11 protein-coding genes are annotated in these 13,470 nt (G+C 69.2%); 2 read left to right on the forward strand and 9 right to left on the reverse strand.

The features are described 5' to 3' along the window. Positions 1 to 185 precede the first annotated feature (185 nt). Positions 186 to 488, reverse strand: coding sequence for a hypothetical protein (locus tag IGS68_RS33005; RefSeq protein ID WP_201083026.1), 303 nt, complete (start codon positions 486 to 488; stop codon positions 186 to 188). 455 nt (positions 489 to 943) lie between these two features. Between IGS68_RS33005 and IGS68_RS33010 the strand changes: the two genes are divergently transcribed. Further along, entirely contained in the window at positions 944 to 2,416 is a 1,473-nt protein-coding gene (locus IGS68_RS33010; RefSeq protein WP_201083028.1) for an exopolysaccharide biosynthesis polyprenyl glycosylphosphotransferase, read from the forward strand. 22 nt (positions 2,417 to 2,438) lie between these two features. Further along, entirely contained in the window at positions 2,439 to 3,551 is a 1,113-nt protein-coding gene (locus tag IGS68_RS33015; protein WP_201083030.1) for a glycosyltransferase family 4 protein, read from the forward strand. Between the two features lie 9 nt (positions 3,552 to 3,560). Here the strand turns inward: IGS68_RS33015 and IGS68_RS33020 are convergent, their stop codons facing one another. The 8 genes from IGS68_RS33020 to IGS68_RS33055 form a co-directional block, all read right to left on the reverse strand. Beyond that, the gene (locus tag IGS68_RS33020; RefSeq protein WP_201083032.1) at positions 3,561 to 6,413 is read right to left on the reverse strand and encodes a PAS domain S-box protein; all 2,853 of its coding nucleotides are present in this window, start codon (positions 6,411 to 6,413) and stop codon (positions 3,561 to 3,563) included. 404 nt (positions 6,414 to 6,817) lie between these two features. Then, on the reverse strand, positions 6,818 to 8,047 hold the full coding sequence (locus tag IGS68_RS33025; RefSeq protein WP_247881500.1) for an MFS transporter: 1,230 nt from the start codon (positions 8,045 to 8,047) through the stop codon (positions 6,818 to 6,820). Then, positions 8,044 to 9,270, reverse strand: coding sequence for an HlyD family secretion protein (locus tag IGS68_RS33030; protein WP_201083035.1), 1,227 nt, complete (start codon positions 9,268 to 9,270; stop codon positions 8,044 to 8,046). The genes IGS68_RS33025 and IGS68_RS33030 overlap by 4 nt, the downstream gene beginning before the upstream one ends. Before the next feature lie 14 nt (positions 9,271 to 9,284). Further along, positions 9,285 to 9,926, reverse strand: coding sequence for an L-threonylcarbamoyladenylate synthase (locus tag IGS68_RS33035; protein WP_201083037.1), 642 nt, complete (start codon positions 9,924 to 9,926; stop codon positions 9,285 to 9,287). 11 nt (positions 9,927 to 9,937) lie between these two features. Further along, entirely contained in the window at positions 9,938 to 11,422 is a 1,485-nt protein-coding gene (locus IGS68_RS33040) for a class I adenylate-forming enzyme family protein (protein WP_201083039.1), read from the reverse strand. Positions 11,423 to 11,436: 14 nt separating this feature from the next. Beyond that, positions 11,437 to 12,207: a beta-ketoacyl synthase N-terminal-like domain-containing protein gene (locus IGS68_RS33045; RefSeq protein ID WP_201083041.1), complete on the reverse strand. Its 771-nt coding sequence runs from the start codon at positions 12,205 to 12,207 to the stop codon at positions 11,437 to 11,439. Beyond that, a complete protein-coding gene (locus tag IGS68_RS33050; RefSeq protein ID WP_201083043.1) occupies positions 12,204 to 12,620 on the reverse strand; it encodes a hypothetical protein in 417 nt (138 codons plus the stop codon). Before IGS68_RS33050 ends, IGS68_RS33045 begins: the two co-directional genes overlap by 4 nt. Beyond that, positions 12,617 to 13,420 carry an enoyl-ACP reductase FabI gene (locus IGS68_RS33055; RefSeq protein WP_201083044.1) on the reverse strand — a complete coding sequence of 268 codons (804 nt, stop codon included), beginning with the start codon at positions 13,418 to 13,420 and terminating at the stop codon, positions 12,617 to 12,619. Before IGS68_RS33055 ends, IGS68_RS33050 begins: the two co-directional genes overlap by 4 nt. Positions 13,421 to 13,470: the final 50 nt, after the last annotated feature.

Raw genomic sequence — 13,470 nt, forward strand, 5'->3', positions numbered from 1 at the left:
TCCGTGGCTGGAGATGCCCGGATCAAGTCCGGGCATGACGATAGTGGGAAGATGAAGTATCCTGAGCATCAGCTTGGGGTTGATGAGCAATCACCGTGCCGGACGGCCGTGGATCAAGTCCGGGCACGACGATGAATGATGGGAACGCTGCCCTGAATACTTCAGCATACCCGCCGGCAGGGCCTTCAGCGGGCCGCGTCGCGGGGGGTGAAGATGCGGACCAGGGCGTCCGGCGCGGTGGTGGCCTCGGGGGCGGCGCCGGCGGAGAGACGCTCGGCCGGCTCGTGATGTTCCGACACTTGGCGGGCCAGGACGGCCGCGGCGGCGATCAGGATCGTCAGCGGCCAGACGAGCGCCAGGATCAACCGCATGGAAATGCGGACCCGGCGCTCGCCGTCCAGCTCGATCGCCATCCATTGCGCCAGGCCGAACCAGAAGATCCCCGCCAGGTAAGTGACTGCAAGCAGTGTGATCGATGCGCTGCCCATGTTCGATGTCCCAAGTTATCATGCGCCTGCCGGCGCGCCGCGGAACGGCTATGTCACACATATTCCACAAGCCTAGGCGCAATCGGCGGAACCCGCTACGGAGCCTTTGTATCAGCACATATTAAATTTTAGGAAATTAGGGCCATTCCCTCCGATCTAGTTTGCATCTGCCAGGGGTACACCTTCCCCCGGGACCAAGCCCCGGTAGTGTTCACGCCTTCTCGGCAACAAACGCGCCGAACAGGAAAGTTGCTGGCCTGCCCAGATCTTTTTCGGATGATGTTCGAGAGGTTCCCTGTTCCGATTGCCGACACGGCATGCCGTTGGGACTTCGGCGGTATTAACCCGGCGGTCCAACCATCACTATTAACCGGCGCTCCCTTCGCACTCGTTTTTTTTCCCATTTCTTACGTTAAATCTGCAGGCACGCCGCCTTTATCGTATGCGGAGCATGCATGTCTCTCCTTTACCCACACGGCAAGGCTGAAGCCGACCAGTTCAGCCCCGTGCAGCACCCCTCCTCCGGTGTCGACCACACGTCCTTCACCACGGAGGTGATCGCCGTCTGCGACTGTCTGGCGACCGTCATCGCCGGCGCGTCCGTCTTCACGCTGGGCCACCTGCTTCACGGAAGCGAGTCCCTGGTCTCGGCCGAGATAGCGACGCTGGCGATCAACCTGCTGGTCTTCATGCTGTGCGCCCGCATGCTCCGGTCGCATGCGCCCCACCGGCTGGGAAGCCTGGTCCGTCAGGTCGCCCGCACCGTCGCGGCGCTGGCCATGGGCATCGCCCTGACCTTCGCCCTCGTCTGGTCGATCTCGTGGCCGGCTCACCTGACGGTGCCGGTCCTGGCGTCCTGGTTCGCCCTGGCGGTCTGGCTGTTCGTCGGATGGCGGTGCCTGCTCCTCTGGTTCGCCGGCAAGGCCAGCTTCCAGCCCCTGTTGCGGCGCCGGACGGTGCTCATCGGCTCCCCCGGTTTCGTGCGCGAGATGAACGCCTATATCGGCGCCCGGGCGACGGGCGGGTTCCAGGTCGTCGGAACCTTCGATCCCGCGTCGGAGATCGACCGGGAGAGCGAAACCCCGTTCATCGGCGGCATCGGCAACCTGCGTTCCTGGTGCGTGCGGCACCGCGTCCGCACCGTCCTGATCGAGAACTCGCCGGCCGCGAGCGCCGGCGCCGAACGGGTCTTGGGGCTGCTGGACGGCATGGCCGCGGACATCCGGCTGCTCGGCCGAGCCGACCTGCCGGCCGGAGCGGACGCGACGCTCAGCCGGTTCGGCGGATGGCTCGCCGTCCAGGTGCGCGACAAGCCGGTGCGGAACTGGGACGAGTTGGCCAAGCGGGCGCTCGACATTCTCGGCTCGGGCGCGCTGATCCTGGCGCTGCTGCCCCTGTTCGGGCTGATCTCGGCCGCGATCGCGCTGGAGAGCCCGGGCGGCGTCTTCTTCCGGCAGCGGCGCTTCGGCTTCCAGAACGAGGAGATCACCGTCCTCAAGTTCCGGTCGATGTATGTCCACAGGCAGGACGTGACCGGAGCCCAGCGGACCACCAAGGGCGATCCCCGCGTGACCCGGGTCGGCCGTTTCCTGCGCAAGTCCAGCCTGGACGAGATCCCGCAGCTGTTCAACGTCTTCATGGGGACGATGTCGCTGGTCGGCCCGAGGCCCCACGCGACCGCCATGAGGGTGGGCGACCAGCTCTACCACGAGGCCGTGCCCCACTACGCGCGCCGGCACAGGGTCAAGCCCGGCATCACGGGGCTGGCCCAGATCAGCGGCTTCCGCGGCGAGGTGGACAGCCTCGACCATGCCCGCGGCCGGGTCGACCATGACCTCCGCTACATGGACGGCTGGTCGCTGGCCCTCGACATCAAGATCCTCCTGAAGACCGCCGGCTGCGTCTTCGGGGACCGCAACGCCTATTGAGCGACAGATCAGGACTGAACCGATGTACCGGATAATCCACGTTCTCAACGATGTCCGAAACCTTGGCAACGGCATCATCAACGCCGCCCTCGACCTGGCCTGCGGCCAGGCGATGGCGGGCCACGAGGTCACGGTCGTCTCCGGCGGCGGCGAGTACGAGACCCTGCTGCGCAGCCGCGGCATCGATCACCAGGTGCTGGACCAGAAGCGGACGGCCGGCAACGTCCCGAAGGCGCTGTACCGCTTCAACAGCATCGTGGCGGCGCGGAAGCCCGACATCGTGCATTGCCACAACATGACGGGAACGGTGCTGGCGACGCTGTCGAAGCCCTTCCACTCCTATTCGGTGGTCGGCCATCTCCACAGCCTGCACCAGCGCAGCTCCCTGGTGATGCGGATCGCCGACCGCACGATCGCGGTCAGCCGGGACGTTGGCAACGAGTTCATCCGGCTGGGCCTGCCGGCGCGGCGGATGCGCTTCGTCGAGAACGCCGTGATCGGCAGCCCGCGCTATTCCGCCTATGGCGCCTCCGGCACGGCGGCCGATCCCGTCGAACTGGCCCAGCCCGCGATCGTGACCGTCGCCGGCATGTTCCAGCGCAAGGGCATCACGGAGCTCCTGGCCGCCTTCGAGGCGATCGCGGACAAGGTCCCCGGCGCAAACCTGTACCTGGTCGGCGACGGACCGGACCTGCCGGAGTTCAAGCGCCAAGCCGCCTCGCTGGGGAGCACGTCCCGCATCCACTTCACCGGCTTCCGCAGCGACTTCCAGGCCTATATGCGGAAGGCCGCCGTGTTCGTCCTGGCGTCCCGGCTGGACAGCTTCCCGCTGGTCCTGATCGAGGCGCGCGAACTGGGCGCCCCGATCATCGGAACCCAGGTCGGCGGCGTGCCGGAACTGCTCGACCACGGCAAGGCCGGGCTGCTGGTGCCGCCGCAGGACGCGAAGGCGCTGGGCGACGCCCTGCTGCGGGTGCTGACCGATCCGGACACCGCCGAATCGCTGAGGCGCGCCGCGGTCGAGGACCTGGACCGCTTCCGGCTGGAACACATGGTGCGGAACGTCGACATGGTCTACGAGGAGCTGGTGCCGAAGCCGCGCGCGATCCCCGCGGGAGCGGCGCCGCTGGGGTGAGAGGGGGCTTCACCCCCCGGCCGGGCCGGCCCGCGCCTCTCCCGAGATCAGGCTGCCGACCGCGGCCAGCAGGTTGTTGGCGTTGACCGGCTTGCCCAGCACCGGGGCCCTGGGATGGCGCTCGCCGGCGGTGCCGCCGTTGTGGTAGCCGGTGCAGAACAGGAAAGGCACGCCCATGCCCTCCAGGGTGGCCGCCACCGGATCGACCGTGGCGCCGAACAGGTTGACGTCCAGGACGGCGGCATCGGGCGGGCCGGACCGCAGCAGGTCGAGCGCGTCCTCGACCCGTCCGACGGGACCCAGCACCGCGTAGCCGGCGTCCTCCAGCAGAAGCTGGATCGCCATCGCCGTCAGGGCCTCGTCCTCGACCACCAGGACGCGGCGGCCGGCATGGGTGGCCGGACCGGTTGCTACGGGCACGCCGGCCGGCTGCGCGATCTCGCTCACCCCGACCGCCTGCCAGGTATCGCCGGGCAGGCAGATCCGGCACGACAGGCCTTCCGCGGGCCAGTCCATCTCGAGTATCCCGCCCAGCTGCGATTCCACGACCTGGCGCAGCAGAACGGAGCCGAAGCCTTCGTGGGCGGGCACGCCGTCGATCGCCGGGCCGCCGACCTCCTCCCACCGGATGCACAGGATCTCCTCCGGCTCTGGAAGGGCCCACGAGACGCGCACCCGACCCTCGCCGTCCGACAGGGCGCCGTACTTGACGGCGTTGGTCGTCAGCTCGTGCAGAGCCAGGGACACGGCCTGGGTCGCCTCCGGCCGGATCGAGACGGGCGGTCCTTCCAGCACCAGCCTGTCGCCCCCGCCATAGGCGGCCAGTTCCTCCATCAGCAGATGGCGGAGATCGGCGCCCGACCAGCGGGCGGCGGCGAGCAGGGAATGGGCCCGGGACATCGCCTGGATCCGGCCCTCCACGGCCTCGGTGAAGCGCACCGGATCCTCCGACCGGGAGAGCTGGACGATGGACTGGACGACCATCAGCGCGTTCTTCGCCCGGTGGTCGACCTCGCGCATCAGCAGCTTCAGCCGCTCCTCGCTGTCCCGCCTTTCGGTGATGTCAACCGCCATGCTGACGACCAGCCGCCGGCCCGACGAGTCGCCGCCGACCGGCGCCGACCGGAACGCCCAGATGCGCTTGTTTCCCTCGGCCGTGCGGATCACGTACTCGCCCTCGTCGACCGGCCGGTCGAGCGCATAGAGGCGGTCGATGTCGGCCATCGTCGTGCTGCGGGCCTCGCCGTAGGCCCGCTCCGCCCAGGCTCCGATAGTGGCGAGATCCTCGCGGGTGTAGCCGGTGATGTCGAGCCAGGCCCGGCTCACATGCAGCACCTCGCCGGTGTCGGCATGGACGATGGCGGGAAAGGGGGCGTTCTCGATGACGCGGCGCAGCCGGCTGCGCTCCTCCTCGACCTCGCGCTCGGCGGCGCGGCGCGCCGAGATGTTCCGCATGATCCCGGTGAAGTAGCGCCCGCCGTCGAGGCCCCGCCATTCGGCTATCGACAGTTCCAGCGGGAACAGGGAACCGTCGCTCCGCCGCCCTTCGACCTCGCGGCCGATACCGATGATGCGGCGGACTCCTGTCCGCAGGTAGTTCCCCAGATAGCCGTCATGGCCGGCATGATCCTCGCCCGCCATCAGCATGGCAACGTTCCGGCCCAGCATCTCCGCCCCGGAATAGCCGAAGATCCTGGCGGCGGCCGGGTTGGAGCCGTGGATGGTGCCCTGCTCGTCGATCACCACCATGGCATCCACGGCCGTCTCGAACACCGCCCGGTGCTGTCCCTCGCTGGCCCGGAGCTCCCTGCCGCGGGCATCGAGGGAATCGGCCATGGCGTTGAAATCCTCGGCGAGTTCGGCGAACTCCACCGCCGTGGCCGGCACGGCGGCCCGCGCCGTGAGATCGCCGGACCGCCAGCGATCGGCGGCGCCGGCCAGCAGGGCCGCCGGGTCCTCGATGTACCAACGCCCGATCCAGAGGATGGCGGCGGCGGTGCAGGCGGCGATCACGGCCAACAGGGCCAGCGCTCCGTCCCGGCCCCGCCGGATGTCGCCGAGGGCCGCCTCCTCGTCGATGCCGACCGACATGAACAGCCCTTCGAGCCTGTTCCCGACGGGAGAGAAGGCGACCAGCCTGACCAGGCCGTCCGATCCCCGCACCCGCTCCACCCCGGCATCGCCGCGGTCCAGCAGATCCAGGAAGCCAGCGGGCAGTTTGCTGCCGATGGCCTCCTGCCGGTGCGGGACGCGGGCGATGACGGTGCCTTCCCGGTCGGCGACGGTGAGGACCGCCGACGGCGGCAAAGGCTTCCCGGCCAAGTACGACTCCAGCCAGGCGGTATCGAGCAGCGCTATCACCGCGCCCGATACCTCGCCGGTGTCGAAGGACCGGTACGGCAGGGAGAACGGCAGGGCATGCCGCCCGGTCGTGCGCGTGACGATATGGTTCCCGATGAAGAAGTCGCCGCCCGCCAGCGCCGTCCGGACATGGGCCCGGAAGGAGACATCGACTCCCAGCGCCTTACGGTCGGAGGCGCAGGTGACTGTTCCCCGGCGGTCCGTCACGTAGATGTCGAGGTAGGGCGGATATTCTGCCCGAAGCCGGTCCATCAGGGACTGGCACGTGCCGGCACCGTCCTGCGCGACTTCGGGGGTCTGGCGCAGCGTCGCGAGGATTCGCTGGATCCCCGATACGGTTCCCCGTTGCTCGTCCTCGATCAGCTGAAGCAAGCGCTGGGTTTCGGCGTAGGTCTGCTCGGTCTGCTGCTTCTCGCGCTGCAGCGCGTTGAAGATCTGAAGCGCCGAGATCGGAAGAAGCGCTAGCGCGATGACCGCAAGCAGGCGGTGTGGAAGTTTCATCTGGGCCGCAAGTAGAGAGAAGCGGAGCGCCGAACCTTGCGCCGGTAAGTGACCATATCCCGGACGGACCGGATCGAGGCTAGCGGACCAGGGACGCCGATGTGTCCCTCCCCGTGGGATCTGGATCGACGGAAGCGGGTGTTGCGCGTCTGTTCATTTCCATTGCATGGTCCCTTTCCGCAGCCGGCCGTCCGTTGCGCTTAGCAGGTCGAGCCTGCCTCGACAAGTATTAACTGCATACAGATCAGGTAGTTTCCTTTCCTGTGTCAAGAAAGTTCATGCCGGAGCGCAGTTACGGCACGTCCCGGAGTCACGGCCTATATAATTTCTCTCTTCAGGTGAAGTGCTTTCACCTGCGGGTGTATACGTTGGTTATAGAGTTTCAGCGACATCGGCTCACCGGCTCACCGGCTCACCGGCTCGATCACTTTGTTCGCTATCAAATTATTTTTCATGAGCAGGGCCGCGACCAGCACCACGTAGCTGGCGCTGAGCGCGATCATCAGGGTCCCGAAGCCGTATTCGACCAGCAGGAAGCCCCCCGCTGCCAACAGCACCGCGTTGCAGATGCCGAAGTTCCGCTCCATGGTGGACAGCAGCAGGATGCGCTCCTGGGGACCGAGCGCCCCCATCCGGATGTTGCCCATGGTCACGGGACGCACGCCGCCGGAACCGAGACCGAGCAGGCCGATGGCGGCCAGGCCGACCAGGAAATAGTCCACCCCCTGGCGGGCGAACCAGTCGCTGAAGCCGAACAGCCACATGGACCCGAGCATGCAGCCGATCGTGACGCCCATCAGCGCGTTCAGCCCGAATCGCTTCAGGAAGGCGTTGCAGTACAGGGCGGCGATGAATCCCGCCATGGTGAACAGCCCGAGCACGGAGCCGAACAGGAACGGATCGACGCCCAGCATGATGAAGAAGAACGGCAGGAAGCCCACGAACGGGGCCATGGTGAAGGCCCGCGACAGCGCGTAGAAATCCATCCAGAACGCCTGGTCCGGGTCCGGCCGCAGCCTCACCGGGGCGGATGGCGCCCCGGCGGCGGCCGGCGCCGCCTTTTCTTCCCGGATCGCGAAGATCAGCGCCGCCGACAGCAGGTTGGTGGCAAGCGCCGCGTAGAACGGCCAGTGCGCCTCGTAATCGTAGAGGATGCTGCCGATGCAGCCCGCCACCAGCGTCGCGATGAACATCAGGCTCTGCGAGCGGCTCTGGACGCGCATGAACAGGTCGTTGCCGCCGGCCGCGGTCACGGTCCGCAGCAGGCTGGAATCGGTGGAGATCGCGAGGCTGAACCCGGTCCCGCCGATCACCTGGGCGGCCATCACCGTCCAGAAATCCGTGCTGCCGACACCCGTCCCGAGGATCACCAGGAACAGCCCGGCGCCCTTCATCAGTTCGCCCAGCGCCACGACGGCCTTCTGCCTCATGTGGCGCAGCAGGGCGGTGCCGAGGGTCGCCGTGACCGTGGTGACCAGGCCGTAGACGACCAGCAGGGCTATCGTGTTGTACAGGCCCATCTGGACCATGTGCAGGTGCAGGAACAGCACCGGGAGCTGGAAATAGAGCCGCGAGACGACCCGGTACGAGATGAACAGCAGGACGTCCCGCCGCATGGCGCCGGACCCGGTCACCGCAGCACGACCTCGACGCTGCTTCCGGCGAAGCAGAATTTCTCGGGCGCCAGGTCGGTTCCCCAGTCCACCCTGACCCGGGCCGTCATGACCCGCACCGGAAGCTGGCGCCGCGCGATCTCCGGGGGCGGATCGACCACGTATTGACCGACGGTGACCCGGCCGGCACCGGCCCGCAGGGTTTCGATCTTGCCGGGCCACGTCCTGTCGCCATAGAGCAGCTTCACCGCGACCGGGTCGCCGATCCCCATCCGGGCCGTGTCGGCCTCGTCGAAGAAGGCCTCGACCCAGACGTCGCGGCAGTCCACCAGCTGGGCGATCCCGCCGTTGGCGGGGACGTTCTCGCCGGAATGGGCCTCGACCGACCAGATGACGCCGGGTTTCTGCGACCGGACCGGGGTCCGCTGCTGGCTGAGAAGCTGCTCGCGCACCACGGCCAACTCCCGGCGGGCGCCGTCCAGCCGCCGCTCCGTGTCCGCTCCCGCCTGCTCCAGGTCGACCAGCTCGGTGTGCAGGTCGCGGAGCCGGCTTTCCGGTTCGCTCAGGGTGCGCGGCCCGTCGAGCTGGAGACCGGCGGCCGACGCCTCCAGCCCCGCCTCGAACTGGGCCAGCCGCGCCTTCTGCGCGCTCACGTTGGCGTTGGCCTCGCGGCCGGTGCCCACGACCCGCTCCAGGGCCACCCCGCTGGAGACGCCGCGCTCGTACAGCTTCTCCGTCCGGCGCACCTCCGAGGCGGCGACCTCGGCGCCGACCACGGCGCGGCGGAGCTCCTCGCGGACCGTGTTGATCTGCGAGCGGTAATAGCGCTCCTGCAGGCGCTTCTGCTCCTCGTTCTCCCGGGTGAACCGGGCGACCAGCTGCTGCCGCGCCTCGATGCGGAGCTTCGTCCCGGCGAGCTGCTGCTCAAGCGTCGCGACCAGGGCCTCGGTCTGGCGCTCCTGGACCAGGAGCTGGGAGACCAGCGGGTTCTCCACGTGGCTCTCGATCATCCCGAGCGTGTCCGACGCCTCGACCGACCGGCCGACGCGCACCTCGGGGTCCAGGTCGAGGCGGCCGGCGATCGGTGCCCGCACCACCGTGACGCCGGTATTGACGAAGGCCTGGATGCTGCGCGGCGGCCGCAGCACCCACCAGTAGAAGGCGACGCTTCCGGCCATGCCGACGGCGGCCAGGAGTGCTGCGAAGCGCAGGGTGCGCGAGGCTTTGGGGGACTCCGTCGTCATGGCTGGCTCTCCGGTCAGGCGGCTTGCAGGCCGGGCAGGACCGCGCCCAGGTCTTCGGCCGAGATGTCGCCCTGGCGCAGGATGCGCGGCGGGCCGGACAGGTCGACGATGGTGCTCGACTTCGTCGTGCCGTCCGCTCCCCCCGCCAGGATGTAGTCCACCGCGTCGCCCACCTGGGCGAGCGCCAGCTCCAGGTCGACCAGGACGCCGTCCGCCTGCCCCGACAGGTTGGCCGAAGTCATGGCGACCGGCCGCTTCAGGTAGGACAGCAGGCCGCGCAGGACCGGGTTGGCGATGCAGCCGATCGCGACCGTCGGCCCGCCGCGCACGATGGTGTCGGGCACGGCGGCGTTCCGCGGCACCACGATGTTGAGCGGGCCGGGCCAGAACCGCCCGACCACCCGGTCCACCGGCCCCGTGTCGGCCATGTCGGCATAGGTCCGCCAGTCGCCCGGCTCGCGGACGAACAGGGTCAGCGCCTGGGTCGGCGGCCGGCGCTTGATCTCGAACGCCCGGCGGATCGCGTCGTCGTTCCAGGGATCGAGCGTCAGCGCAAGGTTGGTGTCGCTCGGCGCTATCACGACGCCGCCCTCGGCGACGCACCGCGCCGCGATGGCGAAATTTTCCTCGGAGGGTTGGAGTATCGGTGCCGGCATGGCAGCAGTTCCTATTTGTTGACGACCTTGAGAGCGTCGGTAAAGCGGAAATCGCGGGGAATTTCTATCAGCCGCAGGCGCTGCCGGCACCATTGCGTCAATTCGGCCGGAGTGGGCTCGATCGCGCCGATCTGCACCTGTATGTCGGCCACGGGAACCTCGCCCAGGTCGCGGTCCGGCTTGGGACTCACAACCGCTTGGGCGATCAGGGGGTGCTGAAGCAGGATCTCGCGGATATAGCCGGCGGACAGCTTCTCGCCGCCCGACACGATCACCTTCTTCCGCCGCTCCAGGTACCGCAGGGTGCCGGCGGCCGGGTCGCGGATGAACACGTCGTGGGTGCGCAGCCATTCCCCGCCCAGGCCGGCGGGCCGGACGAAGTCGTCGCGCACGAAGCCGGACTCCCCGAGATAGCCCAGCATGGCGGTCGGCGTCTTCACCAGCAGTTCGCCGATCTCCAGGCCGTCGCGGTGCTCGGGCTCGTGCAGCGCGACCTCGATCCCCTCCATCGGCCGGCCGGCCGTGCTCCACAGGGTGCGGTCGTCGCCCAGCAGGTTGGTGAAGACCCGGGGGCCGGCCTCGGACAGGCCGTAGGTCAGGTAGATCTTGCCGTCATAGACCCGGCGCAGCGCCTCCAGGTCGGCCGGCATCACCCGGTCGCCGCCGATGGTCAGCTTCCTGAGGGACTCCGGGAAACGCTTTCCGACCGCCAGCAGCTTGCGGAGCTGGAACGGCGTGGTCGCGAACAGGCTGACCTGTTCCTCGTCGCAGACCTTGAACCAGTTGGCCGCCGAGAACGGCTGCTCCGACAGGATGATGTCCTTGTGCGACTGCATCGTGGCGATCACGCCGGCGACCAGGCCGTAGGAGAAATAGGCCGGCAGCGCCAGCAGCATGCGTCCGCCCGGCTCGAACTCGATCGACTCCGCGTGGAGCCGCGCGTTCAGGAAGGCGCTCTCGGCGCGGTGGACCACCGCCTTCGGCACGCCGGTCGATCCGGAGGACAGGATGATCAGGCAGCCCGCCAGCTCCGGCCGGGGCGCCAGGTAGCGGCGGTCGAACAGCAACGCCGTGTCGTCGCCGAACGGGTGCTCGGCATGCTCCATCTCGGAGAAATGCCGGAGCCGCGCCGACGGCGCCACGACCGCGCCGGGCTTCACCAGGTCGCGCACCGCGTTGTAGCTGGCGGTCGGCAGCAGGTTCGAGGTCGGCACCGGCACCGCGCCGATCCGCAGCAGGGCCAGCAGGTGGCGGAGGAAGACCAGGTTGGTGCCGCAGGACAGCATGACCGGCGTCCCCTCGGACACGCCGAGGGCCAGCCACTTCTCGGCATCCAGGTCCGCCTGGACGACCAGGTCGGCCAGGCGGTGGATCGTGAACGGGGAGCGGGTCCGGTCCACCACGACGCTTTCGCTGCCGCGGGCCCACCGGAACCACTCTTCGACCGGCGACGCGGATCGATCCGGCGCCGTCCTCTCCAGGAGATCTTCAAGCATAGTCAAACACTCCGTCATGCCTGTGTCAGGTCGACCCGCCGGACCGCGGCGGCGTCGGGGAAATCGAACCGCGCGGGACGCGGGGACGCGCCGTCCTCCAGCGCCGAGGCCAGGGCGAAGGGAAGCGCCAGCTCCGGCAGGCGGGCGAGCAGCAGGGCGGCGGCGGAACCGGGCAGCGGGAGCGGCGCCGGCTCGCTCTCCGTGTCGGCGCCGAGGCGGAGCACCGGGGCTCCCGCGGCCGGCCGGGCGGTCACCGCCAGGAAGGCGCCGGCCCCGGCCTTGCCGCTTTCCTCGACCGCGACGGCGCCGACGATCATGGCGTCGGCGTCTCCCCGCATCATGTCGAAGGCGGCGATCCCCAGGGCGTCGCCCAGGTTGGCCGATCTCCCGGCCAGGGCGAGCGAGGGGCCGTTGACGCCGGCGGCCATCGCGGCGACGCCGGCGCAGACATTGTAGCCGGAGCCGGAGAACTGCACCGGCGAGCGGCTGCCGCGGCGGACCTTGCCCGAGAAGCTGCCGAGGATCTGGTAGTTGCCGATCCGGCTCGCGACCACGATGCCGATCCGCAGGTCGGGAACGCCGCCGAGGCAGGGCCGTAGCCGGGCGCAGGCCGCGGCGGACAGCGCGGTCGCCGGATCGATCTCCAGCACCTTGCCCTTCAGCGCGGGCGGGCGCAGGACCGACCGGTCCAGGGCTCCGCCCGCCGCCATGGCCGCCAGCCCCTCCGGGCCGAAGCCGTGCAGCGTGCCGATCAGGGCTCCGGCCACCCCCAGGGTCGCGATCATGCCGCCACCCCCGCCTGATCCGGAGCGGCGGCCGGCCGCGGCTCGATCGCCGAGGTGGTGAAGTGCCCGGACGCGACCACGGCGCCGTCGGGATCGATCAGCTCGCACCGGACGGAACCGAACTGCCCCCGGCCGCCGACCGTGGCGACCAGCCGGTACCGGCGCCCCTCGGGAACGGGCGCCAGGCCGAGGTCGGAGACCTGGGCCGGAACCGTGCGCCGGCCGTCGAACAGGACGGCCGAGCTGGCGCGGCAGGCGTGCTGGGCCATGGCCTCGACCACCAAGTAGGGCGGGATGCCGGGGCCGGCGAAGGAGGGGTCGTGCAGGACGGCGTAGCTTTCCGGCCGGAACGGCGCGGTGAACACGCCGTCCTCCTCCCGCTGCTCGCCGCACAGGGCCAGGAAGCGCGTCATGCCGCACCCGCCCGGGCGTCGGCCTCGCTCCAGGAGCCCATGATGTTGTAGCCGGCATCGACCCACACGACCGAGCCGGTGGTCGAGCGCGACATGTCGCTCAGCAGGAACAGCGCCGAATTCCCGATGTCCTCCAGCGAGACGTTGTAGGGCAGCGGCGACTGGCTGGCCCGCTTCTCCAGCATCTCGCGGAAGTTGGGCAGGCCCAGCGCGGCCAGGGTGCGCACCGGGCCGGCCGAGATCACGTTGACCCGGACCCCGTCGGCCCCCAGGTCGGCGGCCAGGTAGCGGGCCGCGGATTCCAGCGCGGCCTTGGCGACGCCCATCAGGTTGTAGCCGACGCAGACCCGCTCCGATCCCAGGTAGGACAGCGACAGCACGCCGGCACCCGGCTTGAAGTGCGGCCGGGCGTGCCGGCACAGGGAGACCAGCGAATAGGCGCTGACGTCCATGGTCAGTTCGAAGGCCGCCCGGCTGGTGTTGATGAAGCCGTTGGCCAGTTCGTCGCCGGGGGCGAAGGCCACGGCGTGGACGATGAAGTCGATGCCGCCGTGGCGCTCGGCGAAGGCGTCGCAGGCGGCCTTGACCTGGTCGTCGTCGCGCACGTCGCACGGCGCCAGGAACTCGACGCCCAGGCGCGGGGCCAGTCCCCTCAGCTGCTTCTCGATCTGGGGGTTCGCATAGGTGAGGCCGATCGTGGCCCCCTGGTTCCGCAAGGTCTGAGCGATGCCCCAGGCGATCGACCGCTGGTTCGCGACCCCGACGATCAGCCCGGCCTTGCCGGCCATCATTCCCGTCATTTTCCCGTTCTTTCCTGTATCAAGCCCGTATCTTGAAATCCGTCCCGGAT

Source organism: Skermanella sp. TT6 (genome assembly GCF_016653635.2).
GTDB classification, from domain to species: Bacteria; Pseudomonadota; Alphaproteobacteria; order Azospirillales; family Azospirillaceae; genus Skermanella; species Skermanella cutis.